Raw genomic sequence first — 19,098 nt, 5'->3', positions numbered from 1 at the left:
CGGCTGGCCGGAAGAGGGGTGCGCGGGCCTGCCGGGCGTCTCCCACGGAAGGGAAGGGTCCAGGGACGGAGACTCCTGGTCGATGGGGCCGAAGATCCGCATGACGATGGAACGTCACCTTCTTTCGAGGTCCTGGGCCGGGCGGCGCTGAGCGCCGCGGGCGATGCCAAAAAGCCGGGGAGTCAACCGGCGCGGACTGGGGCCAACCTTCACTCTAGAAACCTCCTTCCGCTCCCCGCTTCATGGAGCTCCATGCCCGTCTGATTCACACCGAGCCCGGCCTGCGGGTGGTGGAGGTCCGGGCCAGCCGAGGGGAGTACAGCCTGGGCAGCACCCTTGCCGAGGCCGGGACGGCCCAGGAGGCCGAGGATCTGGCCGTCGCCCGTCTGCTGCAACGCCTCCGCGATGCCGAGCGGAGCGATGAGAGCATTCCGCTGCGGTCTCCGCCGCCGGTCCGCAGGCCCGCCCCGGCGCCGGTCAGAGCGTCCAGCGAAGGGGATGGCCTGGGAACAGCCCCGGCACCACGGGCCCGGGTCGCCCCCCAGGGCATGACCGAGGCCGCCACCAACGAGGCGGGGGCAACCGAGTCCATCGCCGCAGGAGATCTGGGTCAGTCCGCCCTCGAGATTCCTGCTCCGCCCGGCGCTCGCCCGGGTGCCCCCGAGCCGATGGATGAGGTGGTGGATCAGGCCGCGGCAGGTCCGCCGGATGATCCACAGGAGGAGCCTCCTGCCGATCCGGAGGACTGGAGCCAGGAGCTGACCGCCATCGACCTGCAACTGCGCCGCCTCGGCTGGAACCGCGAGCAGGAGGGCACCTACCTACAGCGGGCCTTCGGCCATCCCAGCCGCAGTCGTCTGACCCGCTACAGCGATCTGCGCGCCTACCTGACGGCGCTGGAAGCCCTGGAGCGCGGCAGTGATCCGGCGGTCGCCGCTGTGCCGCTGCGCCGCTCGGAGCTGCTGGCTCATGGGGATGCCCTGCTGGTGCAGCTCGGCTGGAACGCCGAGCGGGGCCGGGCCTTCCTGGAACGGGAACTGAACCGGATCAGCCGCCAACAGCTCAGCGATGTGGAGCTGCTGCAGTTCAACATGCTGCTGGAGGGTGAGCTGCTCACAGGCGGTGCGCCGCTGTCGCCGGCAGCCCCGGACAGGGCACAGCGCTAGTTTCCGGAAGTCCAGGAGGCCCTGCCGCCGCCTCCTCTTCACCCCGTTCTCTCACCATGACCATCCGCATCGGCATCAACGGGTTCGGCCGCATCGGCCGTCTCGCCTTCCGCCGTGCCGTCACACTCGCGGACGTGGAGGTGGTGGCGATCAACGACCTGATCGATGTGGAGTACCTGGCCTACATGCTCCGCTACGACTCCACCCACGGCCGCTTCCAGGGCGATGTGCGCGTCGAGAACGGCCAGCTGGTGGTGAACGGCAAGGCGATCCGCATCACCGCCGAGCGCGACCCGAACACCCTGAAGTGGGGCGAGATCGGCGCTGAGTACGTGCTGGAGAGCACAGGCTTCTTCCTCACCGACGAGGCCGCCCGCGCTCATCTCAACGCCGGCGCCCGTCGCGTCGTGATGAGTGCTCCATCCAAGGACGCCACGCCGATGTTCGTGATGGGCGTCAACCACACCACCTACGCCGGCCAGGACATCGTCTCCAACGCCAGCTGCACCACCAACTGCCTCGCCCCGATGGCCAAGGTGGCCCACGACAATTTCGGCATCGTCAGCGGTCTGATGACCACGGTGCACGCCACCACCGCGACCCAGAAAACGGTGGATGGCCCCTCGGTGAAGGACTGGCGCGGCGGCCGTGGCGCGGCCCAGAACATCATTCCCAGCTCCACTGGCGCCGCCAAGGCCGTCGGTCGCGTGATCCCCGAGCTCAACGGCAAGCTCACCGGCATGGCCTTCCGCGTGCCCACCCCCGACGTGTCGGTGGTGGACCTGACCGTGAACCTGGCCAGGGCCGCCAGCTACGACCAGATCAAGGCGGCGATGAAGGCCGCCAGCGAGGGTCCGATGGCCGGCATCCTCGGCTACACCGAAGATGAGGTGGTGAGCACCGATTTCCTCGGCGAGAGCTGCACGTCGGTGTTCGATGCCAGCGCCGGCATCGCCCTCACCGACACCTTCGTCAAGCTCGTCTCCTGGTACGACAACGAGTGGGGCTACTCCTGCAAGTGCCTTGACCTCATCCGCCACATGGCCACGGTCTGATCTGGAGATCCCGGGGGCGGACCATGGCGATCCGCCCCTTCAGCCGGCACGGCCATCAAGGCACTGGATGCGCAACAGCTTCACACCGAGATCGAGGCGGTTCTGCAGGGCATACGCCTCTTTCTCCATCCGCTGCTCGCTCGGGCTGAGATCGGCGTAGAGCGGATCCTGAAGCTGACGGAACGCGCTGGGATCCGAGGGTTCGGGGTTCCCGGTCTCCCCCCCGTGAACCCTGGTGTCATGAGGTTGCTCCGAAGCGGCCACCAGACCGAGTGGACGGGGCGGAGACGCCACTCCCCCGGCAGCGCAGCTCTGGGCCACATGGATCGCCTCGTGATTCAGCACCCGGGCGAATTCGAGACTGCCCTGGTCGGGTACATCGGGTCGCACACGGATCGTGCGCGCCCGGGGATCCCATTCCGCCGCGGCGCCGGTCTTGATCGGTTCGATCAGGCCGACACCGGCACCCACCTGCTCGAGGGTGGTGAGCAGATCGACGATGGCGCGTCGCTCCGGCGCATGGCTGGGAGGCTGGGCGATCAGGGCGCGGATCTGGGCCAGGGAGAGTTCCGGATCACCGGGGCGACGCCGATAGATGTAGCGGGTGCCCCCCTCCGGTAGCGGTTCGGCCCGGGGAATCCAGTCACGGTCGCCGTGATCAAGGCGTTGCATCAGGCCCCCCTCCAGCAGCGCCAGCGGCCGCAGAGCCGGATCGAGCGGCGGAGGGTCGTCGGCTGGTGCGACGACTGCCAGCGTTCGCGATGGAAGCTCGAGGCTCTCGAGGCGGCGCAGCAGCTCGGGCAGGGCCGCCACCAGCAGCGCCAGAGCGATCAGCGTCAGCATCGGGCCCGAACGTCGCACCAGCACCCATCGGCTCGCCCCAGCATGTCGGGTCGAAACAACCGCTGGAGGTCCGGACGCATCGCCGGACCAGGGCAGCACGGGGCGAGACCATCCCGTGGCCTGGGGTGCGGTTGCCACAATCTGGGCTGTCGCCGCCTTGTCCCGATGCCCCTGACCGCCCTGGTGCGCCAGCTGCAGCAGGTGCCCCTCACCGCTGAGGTGGCCGCCCGCCTGCGGCGCAGCGAGCGGCTGCGGCTCGGGGGAGCGGGACGGGCCGGCAGGGCCCTGGTCGCCAGCGCCCTGGCCGCCCAGGAGGCGAGCGGTTCCGGCCAGGCGTCGCCGCTGCTGGTGATCGTGCCCACGCTGGAGGAGGCCGGCCGCTGGGCGGCGCTGCTCGAGCTGATGGGCTGGAGCACCGCCCATCTGTATCCCACCAGCGAGGGATCGCCCTACGAACCGTTCGATCCCACCAGCGAGATCACCTGGGGCCAGCTGCAGGTGCTCGCCGAGCTGGTGGCGGAACGGCCGGCGGGATCGTCGCCCTGGCGACCGGCGATCGTGGCCACGGAGCGCGCGCTGCAACCGCACCTGCCGCCGCCAGAGGTGCTGGCGGGACGCTGCCTGAGCCTGGCGAAGGGCGACACCCAGGATCTTGAGCAGCTCGGCGAGACGCTGACGCGCCTGGGCTACGAGCGGGTCCCCACGATCGAGCAGGAGGGCAGCTGGAGCCGCCGAGGCGACATCGTCGATGTCTTCCCGGTCAGTGCTGAACTGCCGGTTCGACTGGAGTTCTTCGGCGACACGCTCGAGAAGCTGCGCGAGTTCGATCCCGCCACCCAGCGCTCGCTCGATGCGATCGAACTGGTGCGGCTCACCCCCAGCAGCTATGGGCCACTGGTGGCCGAAGCGCTGCGCGAGGCGATGCCGGACGGCCTCGACGCCCTGCTGACGGCAGAAGCCCTGGAGCAACTGCTCGAAGGTGGCACTCCGGAGGGGATGCGGCGGCTGATGGGTCTGGCCTGGGAGCGCCCCGCGTCGCTGCTCGACTACCTGCCGGAGGCCACGGTGGTGGCGGTGGATGAGCGGCGCCACTGCCTGGCTCACGGCCAGCAGTGGTTCGACCACGCCGGCGAGCATCACACCGAGGTCTGCGCCGAGCTGGCCGGCGAGGAGGGCGACGCCGCCGGGATCGCGGCGCTCCTGCCGACGACGCTGCACCGGCCGCCCGCCGAAGCGCTGGCTGATGCCGCGGCGTTCACGGGCTTCGACCTGGCGGAACTGCACGAAAGCGACCGCCATCCCAACGCCTTCGACCTGGCCTGCCGGCCGGTGCCCGCCTATCCCAACGCCTTCGGCAAGCTCGCCGGCCTGGTGAAGGGCTTCCAGAAGGACGGCACCAGGGTGTGGCTCCTCTCGGCCCAGCCGAGCCGGGCGGTGGCCCTGCTCGAGGAGCACGACTGCATCGCCCGTTTCGTCCCCAACCCGCAGGACCGGCCGGCGATCGATCGCCTGCTGGAGCAGAACACCCCGGTGGCGCTCAAGACCAGGGGCACCGCCGAGCTGGAGGGCCTGCAGCTGCCGGCCTGGAAGCTGGTGCTGATCAGTGACCGGGAATTCTTCGGGCAGCACGCCCTGGCGGCCACGGGGTATGTACGCCGCCGCCGCCGTGCCTCCAGCCGCACGGTCGATCCCAACAAGATGCGGCCCGGCGACTTCGTCGTGCACCGCAACCACGGCATCGGCCGCTTTCTCAAGCTCGAGAAACTGGCGATCAGCGGCGAGGCCCGCGACTACCTGGTGGTGCAGTACGCCGACGGGCTCCTGCGGGTGGCCGCCGACCAGCTGGGCAGCCTCGGCCGCTATCGCGCGACCGGCGAGACGCCCCCCGAGCTGAACCGCATGGGCGGCACCGCCTGGACGCGGGCCAAGGAGCGGGCGAAGAAGGCCATCCGCAAGGTGGCGGTCGATCTGGTGAAGCTGTATGCCGAGCGCCACAAGGCCGCCGGCTTCGCCTATCCCGCCGATGGACCCTGGCAGAACGAGCTCGAGGACTCCTTCCCCTATGAGCCGACGCCCGATCAGCTCAAGGCGATCGCCGAGGTGAAGCGGGACATGGAGCAGCCCTCACCGATGGACCGGCTGGTGTGCGGCGATGTGGGCTTCGGCAAGACGGAGGTGGCGATCCGGGCGATCTTCAAGGCGGTGACCGCCGGTCGCCAGGTGGCGATGCTCGCCCCCACCACGGTGCTGGCCCAGCAGCACTGGCGCACCCTCAGCGAACGCTTCGCCCCCTATCCGCTCAAGGTGAGCCTGCTCAACCGCTTCCGCACCGCCGCCGAGCGCAAGGCCATCCAGGAGGGTCTGGTCGAGGGCACCGTCGATGTGGTGGTGGGGACCCACCAGCTGCTGGGCAAGGGCACCAGCTTCAAGCAGCTGGGCCTGCTGGTGGTGGATGAGGAGCAGCGATTCGGTGTGAATCAGAAGGAGAAGATCAAGGCCCTGCGCAAGGACGTCGATGTGCTGACGCTGAGCGCCACGCCGATTCCCAGAACGCTCTACATGAGCCTTTCTGGGGTACGTGAGATGAGCCTGATCACCACGCCGCCGCCATTGCGCCGCCCGATCAAGACGCACCTGGCGGCGCTCGATGAGGAGGCCGTGCGCAGCGCCATCCGCCAGGAGCTCGACCGCGGCGGCCAGATCTTCTACGTGGTGCCGCGGGTGGAGGGGATCGAGGAGGTGGCCGAGCGGCTGCGGCAGATGATTCCGGGGCTGCGGTTGCTGGTGGCCCACGGCCAGATGGCCGAGGGGGAGCTGGAGAGCGCCATGGTGGCGTTCAACGCCGGCGAGGCCGATCTGATGCTGTGCACCACGATCGTGGAGAGCGGCCTGGACATTCCGCGGGTGAACACGATCCTGATCGAGGACGCCCACAGGTTCGGCCTGGCCCAGCTGTATCAGCTGCGCGGCCGCGTCGGCCGCAGCGGCATCCAGGCCCACGCCTGGCTCTTTTATCCCGGAGATGCGTCCTTGAGCGAGGCGGCGCGCCAAAGACTGCGGGCGATTCAGGAGTTCGCACAGCTGGGGTCCGGCTATCAGCTGGCGATGCGCGACATGGAGATCCGCGGCGTCGGCAACCTGCTGGGAGTGGAGCAGAGCGGCCAGATGGAGGCGATCGGCTTCGACCTGTACATGGAAATGCTGCAGGAATGCCTGGCCGAGATCCAGGGTCAGGACATCCCGCAGGTGGAGGACACCCAGATCGATCTGACGATCACGGCCTTCATCCCGGGAGACTGGATCAGCGAGAACGACGAGAAGATGGCCGCCTATAAGGCCGCCGCCGACTGCAGCAGCCAGGAGGCGCTGCTCGAGCTCGCAGCCGATTGGGCGGACCGCTACGGGGCGCTGCCACCCCCAGTGGTGAGCCTGCTGCAGCTGATGGAACTCAAACTGCTGGCGAAGCGGTGCGGCTTTTCGCGCATCAAACCGGAGAAGCCCAACCTGGTGCTCGAAACACCGATGGAGGAGCCGGCGTTCCGCCGCCTGCGCCAGGGGTTGCCGCAGCATCTCCATGGCCGGCTCGTCTATCAGGCCGGCACCGGCACGATCGCCAGGGTGCAGGCGCGCGGTCTGGGGGTGCTCAGCCCGGCCCAGCAGCTCAGCCAGCTGACGGAATGGCTCCAGGCCATGGCTGCCCAGCTGCCCGGTGCGGATGGCCTCAGCCAGACGCAGCGGAACGAACAGGACCTCCAACGCGATGCGGAGGTCCTGGTGGTCTGAACCCAAGGCACGCTCCCCCGGATGCCAGGGTCAAGGTCACAGGAGTGCGACCACCATCCGGAGGACGACGCCGTCCACGCCGTGGCGGGGCTCAGCGGTTCCGCAGGGTCGATGTCCGCGGACCTTGTGAATCGCTGTTAAGCTGCACTCATCTTTCGTTACAAGGCTTCATGGGCGAGCTGATTGAAGTGGGTGGCGGCTTCCAAAGCAGCTTCAGCCTGGTGTCAGGTGTCATCAGCCTCCTCGCCCTCGGCCTCTACGCCCTGCTCCAGGGACGTCCGGAGAACGACGACGACGACTCGAATCCCGGTGGCGGTCTGATGCAGCCGGTGTCCTGAGCGCATCGCTCCCGGGCCACCGCTCCTTCCACGTTCCACGCAACCTGCACCGAGGCGAATCCCTCCTCAGGTGATCTGTTCGCCCGCCTCGGCCGCCGCTTTCCAGGCCCGGGGCACCAACACCAGAAACAGGACCCACCACACCAGCACGGCAGCCGACACAAGGGCGGTGATCCACCAGTGCTGCAGCCAGATCCAGCTCAAGCCCATCGCGGCCAGCCCGGTCAGCAGAATCGACCAGGGTTGGCACCACCGGGGCTTGTGTTGCCAGATCGAGCCCACCTGTGCGGGCGAGGTGGGTTCTGCGGACATGGCTGTGATCAAGGCGCTGCACCATGGTGGCCTGATCGCGATCCAAGGCTGCCAGTACCACAAGCGATGAGAGTGGCGACCAGCGGAGAGCCTGATCCTGCCCTCCAGTTCTTCAGGAATGGCCAAGCCGCCTCGGAAGCGGGGCGGCTCCCGCAGAAGGCCTCCAGCAGGATCGGCGTCGCTCAGGGCCTCGGGGCGCCACCGAGGGCTGCAGGCAGGTTGGCGGTCCCCGGCTGATAGGCCGGCTGAGCCGAGGCCGTGCTGCGCAGCTTCTTGAGGAGCGTCGATTCCGCCACCCGGTACTGACTGTCCTTTCGGGTGCCGAGATCCTCGAGTTTCAACCGCTCCGCCTCCGCGTCGGTCATCTTCACGGGCACATCGGGAACGATGCCGCGATGGTGGATGTCGTGGTTGAGTGGCGTGAGGTACTTGGCGATGGTCACCGTCATGCCGGAGCCGTCGGACAGACCCCGCACCGATTGGACCAGCCCTTTGCCGAAGGTCTTCTGACCGACGAGCACCGCACGGTTGTTCTCCTGCAGCGCCCCGGAGAGGATCTCGCTGGCGCTGGCCGAGCCCTCGTTCACGAGCACCACCAGAGGACGGCTGGTGAGGGCACGGCCGGTGGCGCGCCGCACATCCTGTATCCCCTCGCGGGTCTTGGTGGAGACAATCACCCCTTCATTGAGCCACTGGCGCGCGATCTCGACACTGGCCATCAGCAGGCCCCCGGGATTGCTGCGCAGGTCGAGCACGTAGCCCTGCACTCCCTGGCTCTCCAGGTCGCGGATCGCCGCCCGCATGTCCTTGGCGGCGTTGGCGTTGAACTGCCGCAGACGCACGTAGCCGATCTTCGTCCCCTCAGGCGTGGTGTTCACCTGATGGGTCACCGCATGCAGCTCGATGAGCTCCCGGGTGAGCGGCACATCGATGTTCTGCCCCTTGCGGCGCAGCTCCAGTTTGACGCTGGTGCCAGCCCGGCCGCGGATGAGCTTGACGGCATCCTCGGTGCTCATGCCCTTGGTGGACTTGCCGTCGATCGAGACGATCACATCCTTGGGCTGGACACCCGCCCGGGAGGCCGGGGAGCCCTCGATCGGAGCAATCACCACCAGCTCCTTGGTGTCCTTGTCGACGCTCAGCTGAATGCCCACCCCGGAGAGCTCTCCGGAGGTGTCGATCTGCATCTCCTTGAACTCACGCGGATCGAGGAACCGCGTGTAGGGATCGCTGAGCGTTGCGAGCATGCCCCGGATCGCCTCATAGGCCTCCTTGGGACTGCCGTAGCTCTTGGTCAGCAGGTTCCGTCGCAGCTGACGCCACTTCTCCGGGTTGTACTTGCCGGTGGTGTCGAGGTAGTCGCGGAAGACGATCTGCCAGGCCTGATCCATCACCTCCTTGGGGCTGTCGCTGATCGCGACGCCACCGTTGGGGGCGATCACCATCTCCCGGGCCACGACCGCAGTGGCAGCACAGGCGCTCAGTCCAACCAGCACCACGAAGGTGGTGCGACCGCTTCCCATGCGGAGGCCTCTTAACGGAATGGATCCAAGTTAGCGCCGGACGCCGGGCGGAGAACCGGCCTGCCGCAGGACGCTCCAGCCAGGAGCGCCTGCCGGCCGCAAGCACGGCTCGGGGATGATGGCTTGCGCCTCACTGACCTTCCTGGCGGGAGAGGCTGCCTGGCGGCACTCAGGGATCGACCCAGCGGCCGTCCTCCTTGATCAGGGCAATCAGGGCCTGCACACCTTCGGCCTCCGGAACACGGCGGATCTCCTCACGGCCGCGGTACAGGGAGATGGTGCCGGGGGTCTTGCCGACGTAGCCGTAGTCCGCGTCGGCCATTTCGCCGGGACCGTTGACGATGCAGCCCATCACCGCGATGTCCAGGCCGGTGAGATGGGCTGTGGCGCTGCGGACCTTGTGCAGCACCTCCTCGAGGTTGAACAGGGTGCGGCCGCAGCTGGGGCAGGCCACGTACTCGACCATCGTCTTGCGCAGGCCCAGGGCCTGCAGGATCGAGTAGCAAACGGGGATTTCCTTCTCTGGCGCCTCGGTGAGAGAGACGCGGATCGTGTCCCCCAGACCCTCCGCCAGCAGGGTCGCGATGCCGGCGGTGCTCTTGATGCGGCCGTAGTCGCCATCACCCGCTTCGGTGACGCCGAGGTGCAGCGGGTAGTGGAAGCCCTCGGCATCCATGCGGTCGGCCATCATCCGGTAGGCGGCCAGCATCACCGGCGCGCGCGAGGCCTTCATCGACACCACGATGTTGTGGAAGTCGAGGCGATCGCAGATGTGGATGAATTCCATGGCGCTCTCCACCATCCCCAGTGGCGTGTCGCCGTAGGTGAACAGCATGCGTTCGGCCAGCGAGCCATGGTTCACGCCGATGCGCAACCCCTTGTCCTGCTCCTTGAGGAGGCTCACCAGCGGCTCGAGGGTGGCCTGGATGCGCTCACCGATCGCCGCCACCTCCTCGGGACTGAATTCGGTGCGATTCGGATCCGGCTTGTCGAACACATACAGGCCGGGATTGATGCGCACCTTGTCAACATGCTGAGCCACTTCGAGGGCGATCTTCATGCCGTTGTGGTGCACATCCGCCACCAGAGGCACCGGGCGGTAGCTGTCCTGAAGGCGCTTGCGGATCTCTCCCACGGCCTTGGCATGGGCCAGGCTGGGCACCGTCAGCCGCACGATCTCACAACCGGCCTCATGCAGGCGTCGAATGCCGGCAGTGGCGCCCTCGATGTCGAGGGTGTCCTCGTTGATCATCGACTGCACCACCACCGGGTGCTCGCTGCCGACCCACACGTCACCCACCCGCACGCTGCGCGTCTTCCGGCGACGGATGACGGTGTCGTAGCGCGGATTGCTTGCCCAGGCCTGCAGGTCGGCGCCGTCGGCCGAGGGCTGCGCCTGGATGGCGGGAGCGACGTCGGGACGGGACGGGGCGGCGGTCATCGCGGGGGGCGGCGCGTGGCCAAAGCCTGTCACAGCGGCTGATGAAGTGGCGACTGCGGGTGGGTGACGAGCATCTCAACCCTCCTCGAGACGCCGCTTCACCTCCTTGAGGTCCTGCCAGGTGTGCCACTTGGGGCTGCCCTGCTCGCGCGAGGGGTTCCGCAGCAGATAGGAGGGGTGAAGGATCGGCATCAGGACGCGGCCCGCGAGTCCCTCCCCTTCACCGGCCCGCCACTGGCCGCGCAGGCGGGTGATACCCCCCTTGATGCCGAGCACGCCCTCGAGGGCCGTGGCGCCCACCAGCAGGATCAGGCGCGGATCGACCAGGGCGATCTGACGCAGCAGAAAGGGTCGGCAGGCGGCGATCTCGGTCGCCGTGGGCCGACGGTTATCGGGCGGCCGGCACTTGATCACGTTGCAGATGTAGGCGTCCCGCTCGCTGTCCAGCCCGACGCTCTCCAGCATGCGATCCAGCAGCTGGCCGGCGCGTCCCACGAAGGGCCGTCCCTGTGCATCCTCCTGGGCGCCTGGGGCCTCGCCGATCAGGAGCAGGGAAGCTCCTGGATTGCCGCGGCTCACCACCACATGCTTGCGGCCCTGGGCCAGGCCACAGGCCTGACAGGCAGCGCAATCGGTCGCGAGAGCCACCAGAGCCTGCTTCCAGGTCGCCGGGTCAGCGTCGATGGTCTCGGCCGGCTGCGGGAGTGAAGCAGACGACAGCTGGTCGGGCACGGAAGGAGCGGCTGAGACATTGCGCTGAATTGTTGCCCGCCGGAACGGCCCGGGGGTTGGGCGTGCGCGAAGATCGCCGCAGGCCCTTTCAGCCCCATGGCCGGCTGCCGCTGCGCCGCCGCCTGCCGGTCCCACGCCTCACCTGGCGACCCAGCCACCCACAGATGTCCCTTCCTCTGGCCGCCCGGGCCCGTGACCTGCAGCCCTCCCTCACCCTGGCGATCACCGCCCGGGCCCGCCAGCTCCGCTCCGAAGGCCGGGACATCTGCAGCCTCAGCGCCGGCGAACCCGATTTCGACACTCCGGCCTTCATCCGACAGGCGGCAATCGACGCGCTCGAAGCCGGTCATACCCGCTACGGCCCCGTGGCCGGCGAACCGGCCCTTCGTGAGGCCATCGCTGCCAAGCTCAGCCAGGAGAACGGCGTACCGACCAGTTCTGAGCAGGTGCTGGTCACCAATGGGGGCAAACAGGCTCTCTACAACCTCTTCCAGGTGCTGCTCGATCCAGGCGACGAGGTGCTGGTGCCCTCGCCCTACTGGCTCAGTTATCCGGAGATGGTGCAGCTCACCGGCGCGCGCGTCGCTTACCTGACCTGCGACGCGAGTGATGGCTTCCGGGTGCAACCGCAGCGTCTCGAGGCCGCCATCACACCGGCGACGCGGCTGCTGGTGCTCAACAGCCCCTCCAACCCCACGGGCGCGGTGTTCTCCCGCGCTGACCTGGAAGCGATCGCAGCGGTGCTTCGGCGCCATCCGCAGGTGGCCGTGGTCTGCGACGAGATCTACGAATATCTCTGTGCTCCGGGCCACGCCCACCACAGCTTCGCGGCCGTGGCTCCCGATCTGGCCGACCGAGTGCTGATCGTCAACGGCTTCGCCAAGGGGTGGGCGATGACGGGGTGGCGCATCGGCTGGCTGGCGGGTCCGGCCCACGTGATCGCCGCTGCGGCTGCGCTCCAGAGCCAGAGCACCAGCAATGTCTGCAGCTTCGCCCAGTTCGGCGCCCTGGCCGCGATCAGTGGCTCACGCGACTGTGTCCTGGAGATGGCGGCCCATTGCAACGAACGCCGCGCCTTGCTCAGCGACGGCCTGCGGGCCATCGAGGGTGTGCAGCTGCTTCCGCCGGAAGGGGCCTTCTATGCCTTCCCTGATGTGAGCGCCTGGGGCATCGATTCGCTCACCCTGTGCACCCGCCTGCTTGATGACGTGGGACTGGCGGTGGTGCCCGGCGCCGCCTTCGGCGATGACCGCTGCATCCGCCTCTCCTGCGCCGCCTCCCCCGACACCCTCCGCGACGGCATCGAGCGCCTGGCCCGCTTCCGCAGCAGCCTGACGCTCTGAGGGCTGCCAGGGCTCTGCAGGGCCATCGGCCAGGATCGCTCCGCTTTGCTTCCGCCCTGCGATGCCCCTGGCCGTTCCCCGCAAGCTGATCGTGCTCGGGGACAGCGGTGTCTATGGATGGGGGGATCCGGAGGAAGGGGGCTGGTGTGAACGGCTCCGGCGCCATTGGATGGGCCTGCCGGGTGGTCCGGTTCTCTATGGGCTGGGGGTGCGAGGCGACGGCCTGGAGCGGGTGCGTGCCCGGCTGCATCAGGAGGTGAGCGGACGCGGTGAGTTGAGGCGTCAGCTTCCCCAGGGCATCCTGCTGGCGGTGGGACTCAACGACACCGCCAGGGTCGGCCGAGCCGATGGTCGCCACCAGCTCGATCCGGCCGCCTTCCTGTTCGGCCTGCAGGAGCTGCTCGCCCAGGCCACGGCACTGGCCCCCACCCTCGTGCTCGGCCTGACACCGGTGCTGGAGGAAGCGATGCCCTTCGCCGAGGTGCTCTGGTACCAGCTGGAGACCATCCGCCTCTACGAATCCCTGCTGGAGGAGGCGGCCCAGGAGGCTGACGTTCCGTTCCTGCCGCTGTTGGAGAGCTTCCTGCAGGAACCGGGCTGGCAGGGCTGGCTCTGCAGCGACGGCCTGCACCTCAACAGTGTCGGCCATGCCCACGTGGCAGGCCGCCTGCAGCGCTGGCCGGCCCTGCTGCACTGGGCGGAGCTGCAACTGCAGGAACGACCCACACCCCAATGGTGAGCCGAGCCGGTCAGGAGCAGACCCCAGGCGATGGAAGTCGCTGGCTGACACACCACATCTGGGGGCGAAGTCTGCTGCATGCCACCAGAGAAAGCCTGCCAGGAATCGCAACGGCAAGGAGATAGTTGAAAGCGGTCAGTCCGGCAATCAACGGGTGGCAAAGCGCTGACAGAAGAGACCAGGATGTGCATATGACTACAATCAAGTGAGAGTCCTGTGAATATTTGTTGGGTTCACGGATTGCGGATCGCCGTCGTGGATGCACGGTTCCGGGAGACATCGACCCACCGTGATGTTTCAGCCACACTCGATACAACCTCCGGTCTCGTCTCAGGTCCATCAACAGGGGGGAAGCCCTGTGTCCTCCAGCCGCCGTGGCCTTCCGGGACAGAATTCACAGCCGGGCTCCCTTCCTGGTCGAAGAAGGGCTCTGAGGCCTCCGGCAGGGCCCTCCAGGCGTGGAAGAGTGAGTACGCCGGCAACCAATCAGGACGCTCTCGCCGCGCTGAAGCGCTCCAGTGACCCAGCTGAGAGACAGGCGCTGCGCAGTGAGCTTGTCCGCAGGAATCTACCGCTGGTGTATGCCATCACTGCCCGGCTCGGCCGAACACTGGCATTACCGCAGGAGGATCTGCGTCAGATCGGCTCCCTCGGACTGCTCCGTGCCATCGATGCGTATGAACCGTCGCAGGGTCGCACCCTGAGCAGTTTCGCGGTGCCTTACATCCGCGGTGCCATCCAGCACGAACTGCGCGATCGCGCCAGCCTGATGCGCATCCCCCGGCCCCTGTGGGAGCTGCGCCGTCGGGCCACCGTGCTGCAGGACCGGCGCCGGCGGCTGGGCCAGCGCCAGCTGACCCCGGCCCAGCTGGCCGAGGCACTGGACTGTTCCACCAGCCAGGTGGTGGAAGCCCTGCAGGTGAGTGCAGTGGTGGAGATGCGCAGCCTGGACGCGCCCAGCTCCGGGGAGGGTGGCGAGGAAGCAGGCTCGCGGACCCTGCTGGACCAGCTGGCCGATCCCGCCAGTCTGACGAGGGCCATTCCAGACGCCGCGCCGCACGCACGCGACTTCCTGGACGCCTTGATCGGGGGAGGGGCGAGCCAGGGGCGATCGGAACCTGACCCTGCAGGCCCGTCGCTGGTCCAGCCCATCGAGGCCATCTCATCATCCAGCGTTCCTGAACGGACCGCGGAACCGATGGCACCCACCGGGTGGCCTGCCTCACCGGAGCTCTCCTGGCTGCAGCAACGGCTCCTGGCCATGCCTCCCCTCGAGCGGGAGCTGCTGCTGGGGCATGTCTGCGGGAGACGCACCTGGGCTGAACTCGGACGGGAGCTGGGCCTCCACCCCCGCCAGGCCCAGCGCCGCACCGTGACGCTGCTCAACCGGCTCCAGAGTGAAGGGCAACGCTGGCGGGCCGGAGGCAGCGAGCCGAAGTCGCTGGCCTGATGGGCGGCGCGGAACCCGATGCCGGGGTCCGGCTCATCGGCAGCCTGCAGCCGAACGACCCGCGCCCCCATTTGCCAGAGGGATGGTGAAGGTCTGCCCACACCGACCCGTCGCCGGCGTGAGGCCTGCGGGCACCAGATCAGGCAGCGGCAGCACCCCGCGGCGTCCGCTGCATCCGGCAGCGACCAGGTCCGCCATCGGCGCATGACGCCTCGGAGAGCTGCGGGTCGCTCAGGGCAAGGGCAGGGCAGCAGGCAGGAAGAGCGGCGCCAGGAGCAGAGCAAGGACCGCCGCCAGCAGGGTCTGCAGACCGTTGACCATCTCGTTGGTGAGCCAGGCCAGCCGACGCTGCAGCGTGGCGCCGATCAGGCTCTCCAGCAGCGTGGCCACCAGACCCACAACACTGACGAGGAGGATCGCCGCACCCCCCTCGATCAGGCCCAGCGCCGCCATCACCAAAGTCATGAGAAGGCTGCCCAGCAGGCTGGCCGCCGTGCCTTCAGCGCTGATCGCTCCTTCGGTGCCGGGGGGGACCGGCCGTCCGGTGGTGATCAACACCGCATGACGGCCCCAGCGTTTGCCGATCTCACTGCCGAAGGTGTCAGCCAGCTTGGCGGCGAAGCTGGCAGCGAAGCCCAGCAGGAGCCAGGCCTGCCCGGAGGCCGTCAACAGCGGCGCCGCCAGCGCCAGCAGGGCTCCCACCAGGGCTGATCCCCAGACGTTCTCCGGCCCGCGCCGGCCACCACGGCCCTCCGCCAGCCCGAGAATCTGCTTCTGCCGCAGTCCCAGACGCGTCACCAGCGAGCCCAGCAGGAGGTAGAGCACCACGGCCAGCCAGCCGCGCCAACCCAGGCTGGCCCAGAGCACGGTGCCGAGCAAAGCGGCGTGGCACCAGCCTGCGGGAGTGAGGAGAGGCAACCGCCGGGCCAGCAGGAGCAGGGGCGCGTGAAGCAGCAGGGCAATGAGCCAGAGGGCAGGCGTCGGGGGCGGCAGCGGCGGCACGGACACCTGCGCTTGTGTTGCACAGGTCTACGACAACTGCCGCTCAGCCAGGCCGGCAGCGGATAATCGCCCCATCCGACCGTGCCGCGGCGACATGGTGTTCAAGAACAAGTTCTTCCTGGATCTCGGCTCGGACGGCGAGCAGCAGGCCCCCGCCACCATCGCGCCGCCCACCGCCAGGCCCGCGGCGCAGCCCAAGGCGAAGGCGGCTGCCGCCGAATCCGAATCCAGGCCGGCCGAGGCCGCCGCCACGGCTGAGATGCCCAGCCAGCCGGTCACCAGCCAGACAACCGCCGAGGCGATCGCCGCCCAACTGGCCGCTGAGCAGGCCAGCCGTCCTGCCCCCACGCTCGCCACCTTCGCTCCCGAATGCGTCACCGCCGGCGGTGCGCTCTCCCGCAGCCGCCGCCGCGGTGGGGCCGATCTGGGGGGATTCCGCGAGATGGCCCGCGGCATGCTCAGCAGCTGAGCAGCCGCCAGGCCGCCAGACGGCTGACGCCGGCGACCGCAGCCGTGGTCGTCCGCAGAATCGTGGCGCCGAGGCTCACCGCGCACCAACCGGTCGCCTCAGCCAGCTGCTCCTCACGGGGACTCCACCCCCCCTCCGGTCCGACCGCCAGGCTGATCTCCTCCGGATCGGCTCCCGGCTGACCCACCTGGGCGAGCCAGGCCTCCAGGGAGGGGAGGTGTTCACGGCGCGTCGTCGCCAGCAGCTTCAGCCCTCCGCGGCTCGCGGTGAAGCACTCTTCAGCCGTGCTCGGCGACTCAAGCTGCGGCAGCCACAGCCGCTCACATTGTTCCGTGGCTTCCCGCACAACCGCCGACCAGCGCTCGCGTGCCGGGCGACGGCCTGAACCCTGACAACGGTCCGCCAGCACGGGCTGGAGACGGTCGATGCCCAGCTCGGTGGCCATGCGCCACACCAGCTCCACGTCCTGGCGGGGCAGCGCCAGAGCAAGGCAGAGGCGTGGTCGCGGAGGTGGCTGCGGGTTGCACTCCGGCTCGAGAGCCTCGAGCCAGGCCCCTTCACCACGCTGCGCCCGCCATTGGCCGCCGCAGCCATCGATCACGGTGACGGGGTCGCCCGGCCGCAGACGCAGCACCCGTGCGAGATAGTGCTCCTCATCACGGCACAGCGGCAGGCGGTCATTCCCCTCGTCCGTGGCCGCCAGGCGGACGGGATCGATCAGCAGGCGCCGCAGCTCCCGTGCCATGACGGCTCAGCTGCCCTGACGCTCGAACGGGCTGTCAGGCTCCTCCTCGATCGGCCACTCCTCCTGCAGCCCGCCGATCAGCACCTCCTCGATCTCAACGATGTCCCGGTCGAGGCACTGCAGGGTGTTGATCAGCACGTCAAGGCCAAAGGCATCGCTGGTGCCCAGATCCACCCAGAAGCGGGCCCAGTCGCCGCGCACCTCCAGCGGGCTCATGTTGTGCATCAGCGCCGGCAGGGCCTGGGCGGCGCTTCCGCCATCCCAGGCCAGCCAGCTGAGCTCGGCCCCGGCCTCATGGGCCTGGAGGTTCTCGGCGTTGAAGCCGCCGAGCTTGCCGAGGAAGAACCAGCTGTCCAGCGCCGTCTCGAGATAACCCCGCTCCCCCTGGCCCAGAGCCATCGGGAAACGCAGCCAGATCCAGCAGTTGAACGGATCGATCTCGCGGAAGCGGACCTCCATGGCGGTGGACAGGGTCACGGTTGAACCCTCATGCAACCATGCGGCAGGCAGTCAGGCTGACCGCACCCCATGCTGGGGCGATGCTTGAACTGCAGTCCCTCACCTATCACCCCGCCACGACGGCGGAGCCGCTGCTGCGGGATGTGTCGCTGCGGCTGCCGGTGGGAGAGCCCGCCCTGGTGGCCGGCCGCAGTGGCAGCGGCAAGACGACCCTGCTGGAATTGATCAGCGGGCTGGCCGATCCCACCCGGGGTCGCATTCTCTGGAACGGCAAAGCGCTCGATGCGCGCCAGCGCCGCTGGCTGTGCGGGCTGGTGTTCCAGTTTCCGGAACGCCATTTCCTCGGTCTCACCGTGGCACAGGAGCTGAAGCTGGGACAGCGCCGTCTCAGCGGCGAGCGGCTGCAGCAGGTGCTCGGACAGGTGGGGCTGGCGGAGCTGCCCCTCCAGGAGGCTCCGGAGCGGCTGAGCGGCGGACAACAGCGGCGCCTGTCGCTCGCTGTGCAGCTGCTGCGCGATCCGAAGCTCCTGCTGCTCGATGAACCGACGGCCGGGCTGGACTGGGCGGTGCGATCCGAGGTGCTGCAGCTGCTGGCGGAGCTCGGCCGGGATCGGGCCCTGCTGATCGTCAGTCACGAGCCCGAGCTGTTCGAGGGCTTCGTGCGCCACAGCTGGCTCCTCGAGAAAGGGCATCTCCGTACGATGCCGAAAGCAGTGCTTGGGTGATGGCCGACGGTCGGTCCGATCGGGTTCTCAGGGCCACCGCCGCCGGCGGGGGGATCCGCCTCGTGGCGGTCAACAGCACGGAGGCCGTCCGGGAAGCCAGGCGGAGCCACCGCCTCTCCTTTCTCACCACCGCGCTGCTCGGCCGTGCCATGAGCGCGGGCCTGCTACTGGCCAGCTCGATGAAGGTGCGCCATGGGCGCGTCAATCTGCGCATCCGCTCCGATGGACCGCTGCGCGGGCTGATGGTGGATGCAGGTCGGGACGGCACGGTGCGCGGCTATGTCGGCCGGCCCGATCTCGAGCTGGACCTCGTGAACGAGGAGGGGCAGCCCCATCTCGACTTCCGGCGAGCCACCGGCACCGGCTATCTGCATGTGGTGCGGGACATCGGCGAAGGCGAGCCGTTCAGCAGCACCGTGGAACTGGTGAGCGGTGGGATCGGCGAGGATGTCGCCTCCTACCTGCTCCACTCCGAGCAGACCCCCTCGGCGGTGTTCGTCGGCGAACGCCTCGATCACTCCGGTGTGCTGATCAGCGGCGGCCTGCTGGTGCAGGTGTTGCCGAAGGCCGCCCGGGAGCCGGCCCTGGTGGCGCTGCTGGAGGAACGCTGCCGTGAGATCACCGGTTTCAGCGAACGTCTGGCCGCCTGTGGGGACCACCTCGAAGACCTGCTGGCTGACATCTTTCCCGATCTCGATCCCCAGCCCCTGGACGATGCCGAAGCGATCACTCCTGTGCGCTTCTTCTGTCCCTGCACCCGACACCGCAGCGTCTCGGCCCTGAAGCTTCTGGGCCGGGAGGAACTGGAATCGATCCTGCGCGAGGACGGCCAGGCCGAGCTCACCTGCCATTTCTGCAGCGCCGTCTACACCGTGGATCAGCCGGAGCTGGAGGAGCTGATCAGCGAATTCGAGGCGACTCCGTCACGGAGCTGAGCGACCGGTCCCTGCCCAGCCGATCGCTTCCCTCCACT

Annotated in this window: 18 protein-coding genes; 10 read left to right on the top strand and 8 right to left on the bottom strand. The window is 68.6% G+C overall.

Annotated features, from left to right (window positions below; translation table 11 throughout):
- Positions 1 to 242 precede the first annotated feature (242 nt).
- Both H8F25_RS02230 and gap read left to right on the top strand, forming a co-directional pair.
- Positions 243 to 1,166, top strand: a complete 924-nt coding sequence (locus H8F25_RS02230) for a hypothetical protein (protein WP_197211828.1) — start codon at positions 243 to 245, stop codon at positions 1,164 to 1,166.
- Positions 1,167 to 1,222: 56 nt separating this feature from the next.
- Complete coding sequence (gap, locus tag H8F25_RS02225; RefSeq protein WP_197211827.1) at positions 1,223 to 2,221, top strand: type I glyceraldehyde-3-phosphate dehydrogenase; 999 nt, start codon at positions 1,223 to 1,225, stop codon at positions 2,219 to 2,221.
- Positions 2,222 to 2,260: 39 nt separating this feature from the next.
- Here gap and H8F25_RS02220 read toward each other — a convergent pair whose 3' ends face one another.
- Positions 2,261 to 3,064: a hypothetical protein gene (locus H8F25_RS02220; protein WP_231597007.1), complete on the bottom strand. Its 804-nt coding sequence runs from the start codon at positions 3,062 to 3,064 to the stop codon at positions 2,261 to 2,263.
- Between the two features lie 165 nt (positions 3,065 to 3,229).
- On the opposite strand from H8F25_RS02220, the gene mfd reads away from it, so the two are divergent.
- On the top strand, positions 3,230 to 6,847 hold the full coding sequence (gene mfd / locus H8F25_RS02215) for a transcription-repair coupling factor (protein WP_197211825.1): 3,618 nt from the start codon (positions 3,230 to 3,232) through the stop codon (positions 6,845 to 6,847).
- Positions 6,848 to 7,017: 170 nt separating this feature from the next.
- Positions 7,018 to 7,185, top strand: coding sequence for a hypothetical protein (locus H8F25_RS02210; protein WP_197211824.1), 168 nt, complete (start codon positions 7,018 to 7,020; stop codon positions 7,183 to 7,185).
- A gap of 66 nt (positions 7,186 to 7,251) precedes the next feature.
- On the opposite strand, the gene H8F25_RS02205 is transcribed toward H8F25_RS02210, so the two are convergent.
- From H8F25_RS02205 to H8F25_RS02190, 4 genes are all read right to left on the bottom strand, one after another.
- Positions 7,252 to 7,497: a DUF6737 family protein gene (locus H8F25_RS02205; RefSeq protein ID WP_197211823.1), complete on the bottom strand. Its 246-nt coding sequence runs from the start codon at positions 7,495 to 7,497 to the stop codon at positions 7,252 to 7,254.
- Between the two features lie 182 nt (positions 7,498 to 7,679).
- A complete protein-coding gene (locus H8F25_RS02200; protein ID WP_197211822.1) occupies positions 7,680 to 9,020 on the bottom strand; it encodes a S41 family peptidase in 1,341 nt (446 codons plus the stop codon).
- Positions 9,021 to 9,189: 169 nt separating this feature from the next.
- Complete coding sequence (ispG, locus tag H8F25_RS02195) at positions 9,190 to 10,461, bottom strand: (E)-4-hydroxy-3-methylbut-2-enyl-diphosphate synthase (RefSeq protein ID WP_231597006.1); 1,272 nt, start codon at positions 10,459 to 10,461, stop codon at positions 9,190 to 9,192.
- A 75-nt stretch (positions 10,462 to 10,536) separates the two neighbouring features.
- Positions 10,537 to 11,193 carry a uracil-DNA glycosylase gene (locus H8F25_RS02190; RefSeq protein WP_370525794.1) on the bottom strand — a complete coding sequence of 219 codons (657 nt, stop codon included), beginning with the start codon at positions 11,191 to 11,193 and terminating at the stop codon, positions 10,537 to 10,539.
- A gap of 164 nt (positions 11,194 to 11,357) precedes the next feature.
- Here H8F25_RS02190 and H8F25_RS02185 point away from each other — a divergent pair, with 164 nt between their 5' ends.
- From H8F25_RS02185 to H8F25_RS02175, 3 genes are all read left to right on the top strand, one after another.
- Positions 11,358 to 12,536, top strand: coding sequence for a pyridoxal phosphate-dependent aminotransferase (locus H8F25_RS02185; protein ID WP_197211821.1), 1,179 nt, complete (start codon positions 11,358 to 11,360; stop codon positions 12,534 to 12,536).
- 61 nt (positions 12,537 to 12,597) lie between these two features.
- The gene (locus H8F25_RS02180) at positions 12,598 to 13,275 is read left to right on the top strand and encodes a GDSL-type esterase/lipase family protein (protein ID WP_197211820.1); all 678 of its coding nucleotides are present in this window, start codon (positions 12,598 to 12,600) and stop codon (positions 13,273 to 13,275) included.
- A gap of 577 nt (positions 13,276 to 13,852) precedes the next feature.
- Positions 13,853 to 14,725, top strand: a complete 873-nt coding sequence (locus H8F25_RS02175) for a sigma factor (protein ID WP_197211819.1) — start codon at positions 13,853 to 13,855, stop codon at positions 14,723 to 14,725.
- Between the two features lie 231 nt (positions 14,726 to 14,956).
- On the opposite strand, the gene H8F25_RS02170 is transcribed toward H8F25_RS02175, so the two are convergent.
- A complete protein-coding gene (locus tag H8F25_RS02170) occupies positions 14,957 to 15,727 on the bottom strand; it encodes a TIGR00297 family protein (RefSeq protein ID WP_197213339.1) in 771 nt (256 codons plus the stop codon).
- Between the two features lie 94 nt (positions 15,728 to 15,821).
- On the opposite strand from H8F25_RS02170, the gene H8F25_RS02165 reads away from it, so the two are divergent.
- On the top strand, positions 15,822 to 16,196 hold the full coding sequence (locus H8F25_RS02165) for a hypothetical protein (protein ID WP_197211818.1): 375 nt from the start codon (positions 15,822 to 15,824) through the stop codon (positions 16,194 to 16,196).
- On the opposite strand, the gene H8F25_RS02160 is transcribed toward H8F25_RS02165, so the two are convergent.
- Both H8F25_RS02160 and H8F25_RS02155 read right to left on the bottom strand, forming a co-directional pair.
- Positions 16,186 to 16,941 carry a 16S rRNA (uracil(1498)-N(3))-methyltransferase gene (locus tag H8F25_RS02160; RefSeq protein WP_197211817.1) on the bottom strand — a complete coding sequence of 252 codons (756 nt, stop codon included), beginning with the start codon at positions 16,939 to 16,941 and terminating at the stop codon, positions 16,186 to 16,188. The two genes, H8F25_RS02165 and H8F25_RS02160, sit on opposite strands and share 11 nt — an antisense overlap.
- A gap of 6 nt (positions 16,942 to 16,947) precedes the next feature.
- Complete coding sequence (locus tag H8F25_RS02155; protein ID WP_197213338.1) at positions 16,948 to 17,400, bottom strand: DUF3531 family protein; 453 nt, start codon at positions 17,398 to 17,400, stop codon at positions 16,948 to 16,950.
- Positions 17,401 to 17,480: 80 nt separating this feature from the next.
- On the opposite strand from H8F25_RS02155, the gene H8F25_RS02150 reads away from it, so the two are divergent.
- Both H8F25_RS02150 and hslO read left to right on the top strand, forming a co-directional pair.
- Complete coding sequence (locus tag H8F25_RS02150) at positions 17,481 to 18,125, top strand: ABC transporter ATP-binding protein (protein ID WP_197211816.1); 645 nt, start codon at positions 17,481 to 17,483, stop codon at positions 18,123 to 18,125.
- On the top strand, positions 18,125 to 19,060 hold the full coding sequence (gene hslO / locus H8F25_RS02145) for an Hsp33 family molecular chaperone HslO (protein ID WP_197211815.1): 936 nt from the start codon (positions 18,125 to 18,127) through the stop codon (positions 19,058 to 19,060). The genes H8F25_RS02150 and hslO overlap by 1 nt, the downstream gene beginning before the upstream one ends.
- The last annotated feature ends 38 nt before the right edge of the window (positions 19,061 to 19,098 follow it).

Origin of the sequence: Synechococcus sp. CBW1004, assembly GCF_015840715.1 — a bacterium.
Taxonomy (GTDB): Bacteria; Cyanobacteriota; Cyanobacteriia; order PCC-6307; family Cyanobiaceae; genus Cyanobium.
Note: the sequence above shows the minus strand (reverse complement) of the source record. Positions and strands in the feature narration are given on the sequence as shown.

Coding starts and splice junctions, on each gene's coding strand:
- H8F25_RS02230 (WP_197211828.1), top strand. CDS start 243: ATGGAGCTCCATGCCCGTCTGATTCACACCGAGCCCGGCCTGCGGGTG.
- gap (WP_197211827.1), top strand. CDS start 1,223: ATGACCATCCGCATCGGCATCAACGGGTTCGGCCGCATCGGCCGTCTC.
- H8F25_RS02220 (WP_231597007.1), bottom strand. CDS start 3,064: ATGCTGACGCTGATCGCTCTGGCGCTGCTGGTGGCGGCCCTGCCCGAG.
- mfd (WP_197211825.1), top strand. CDS start 3,230: ATGCCCCTGACCGCCCTGGTGCGCCAGCTGCAGCAGGTGCCCCTCACC.
- H8F25_RS02210 (WP_197211824.1), top strand. CDS start 7,018: ATGGGCGAGCTGATTGAAGTGGGTGGCGGCTTCCAAAGCAGCTTCAGC.
- H8F25_RS02205 (WP_197211823.1), bottom strand. CDS start 7,497: ATGTCCGCAGAACCCACCTCGCCCGCACAGGTGGGCTCGATCTGGCAA.
- H8F25_RS02200 (WP_197211822.1), bottom strand. CDS start 9,020: ATGGGAAGCGGTCGCACCACCTTCGTGGTGCTGGTTGGACTGAGCGCC.
- ispG (WP_231597006.1), bottom strand. CDS start 10,461: ATGACCGCCGCCCCGTCCCGTCCCGACGTCGCTCCCGCCATCCAGGCG.
- H8F25_RS02185 (WP_197211821.1), top strand. CDS start 11,358: ATGTCCCTTCCTCTGGCCGCCCGGGCCCGTGACCTGCAGCCCTCCCTC.
- H8F25_RS02180 (WP_197211820.1), top strand. CDS start 12,598: ATGCCCCTGGCCGTTCCCCGCAAGCTGATCGTGCTCGGGGACAGCGGT.
- H8F25_RS02165 (WP_197211818.1), top strand. CDS start 15,822: ATGGTGTTCAAGAACAAGTTCTTCCTGGATCTCGGCTCGGACGGCGAG.
- H8F25_RS02160 (WP_197211817.1), bottom strand. CDS start 16,941: ATGGCACGGGAGCTGCGGCGCCTGCTGATCGATCCCGTCCGCCTGGCG.
- H8F25_RS02155 (WP_197213338.1), bottom strand. CDS start 17,400: ATGGAGGTCCGCTTCCGCGAGATCGATCCGTTCAACTGCTGGATCTGG.
- H8F25_RS02150 (WP_197211816.1), top strand. CDS start 17,481: ATGCTTGAACTGCAGTCCCTCACCTATCACCCCGCCACGACGGCGGAG.
- hslO (WP_197211815.1), top strand. CDS start 18,125: ATGGCCGACGGTCGGTCCGATCGGGTTCTCAGGGCCACCGCCGCCGGC.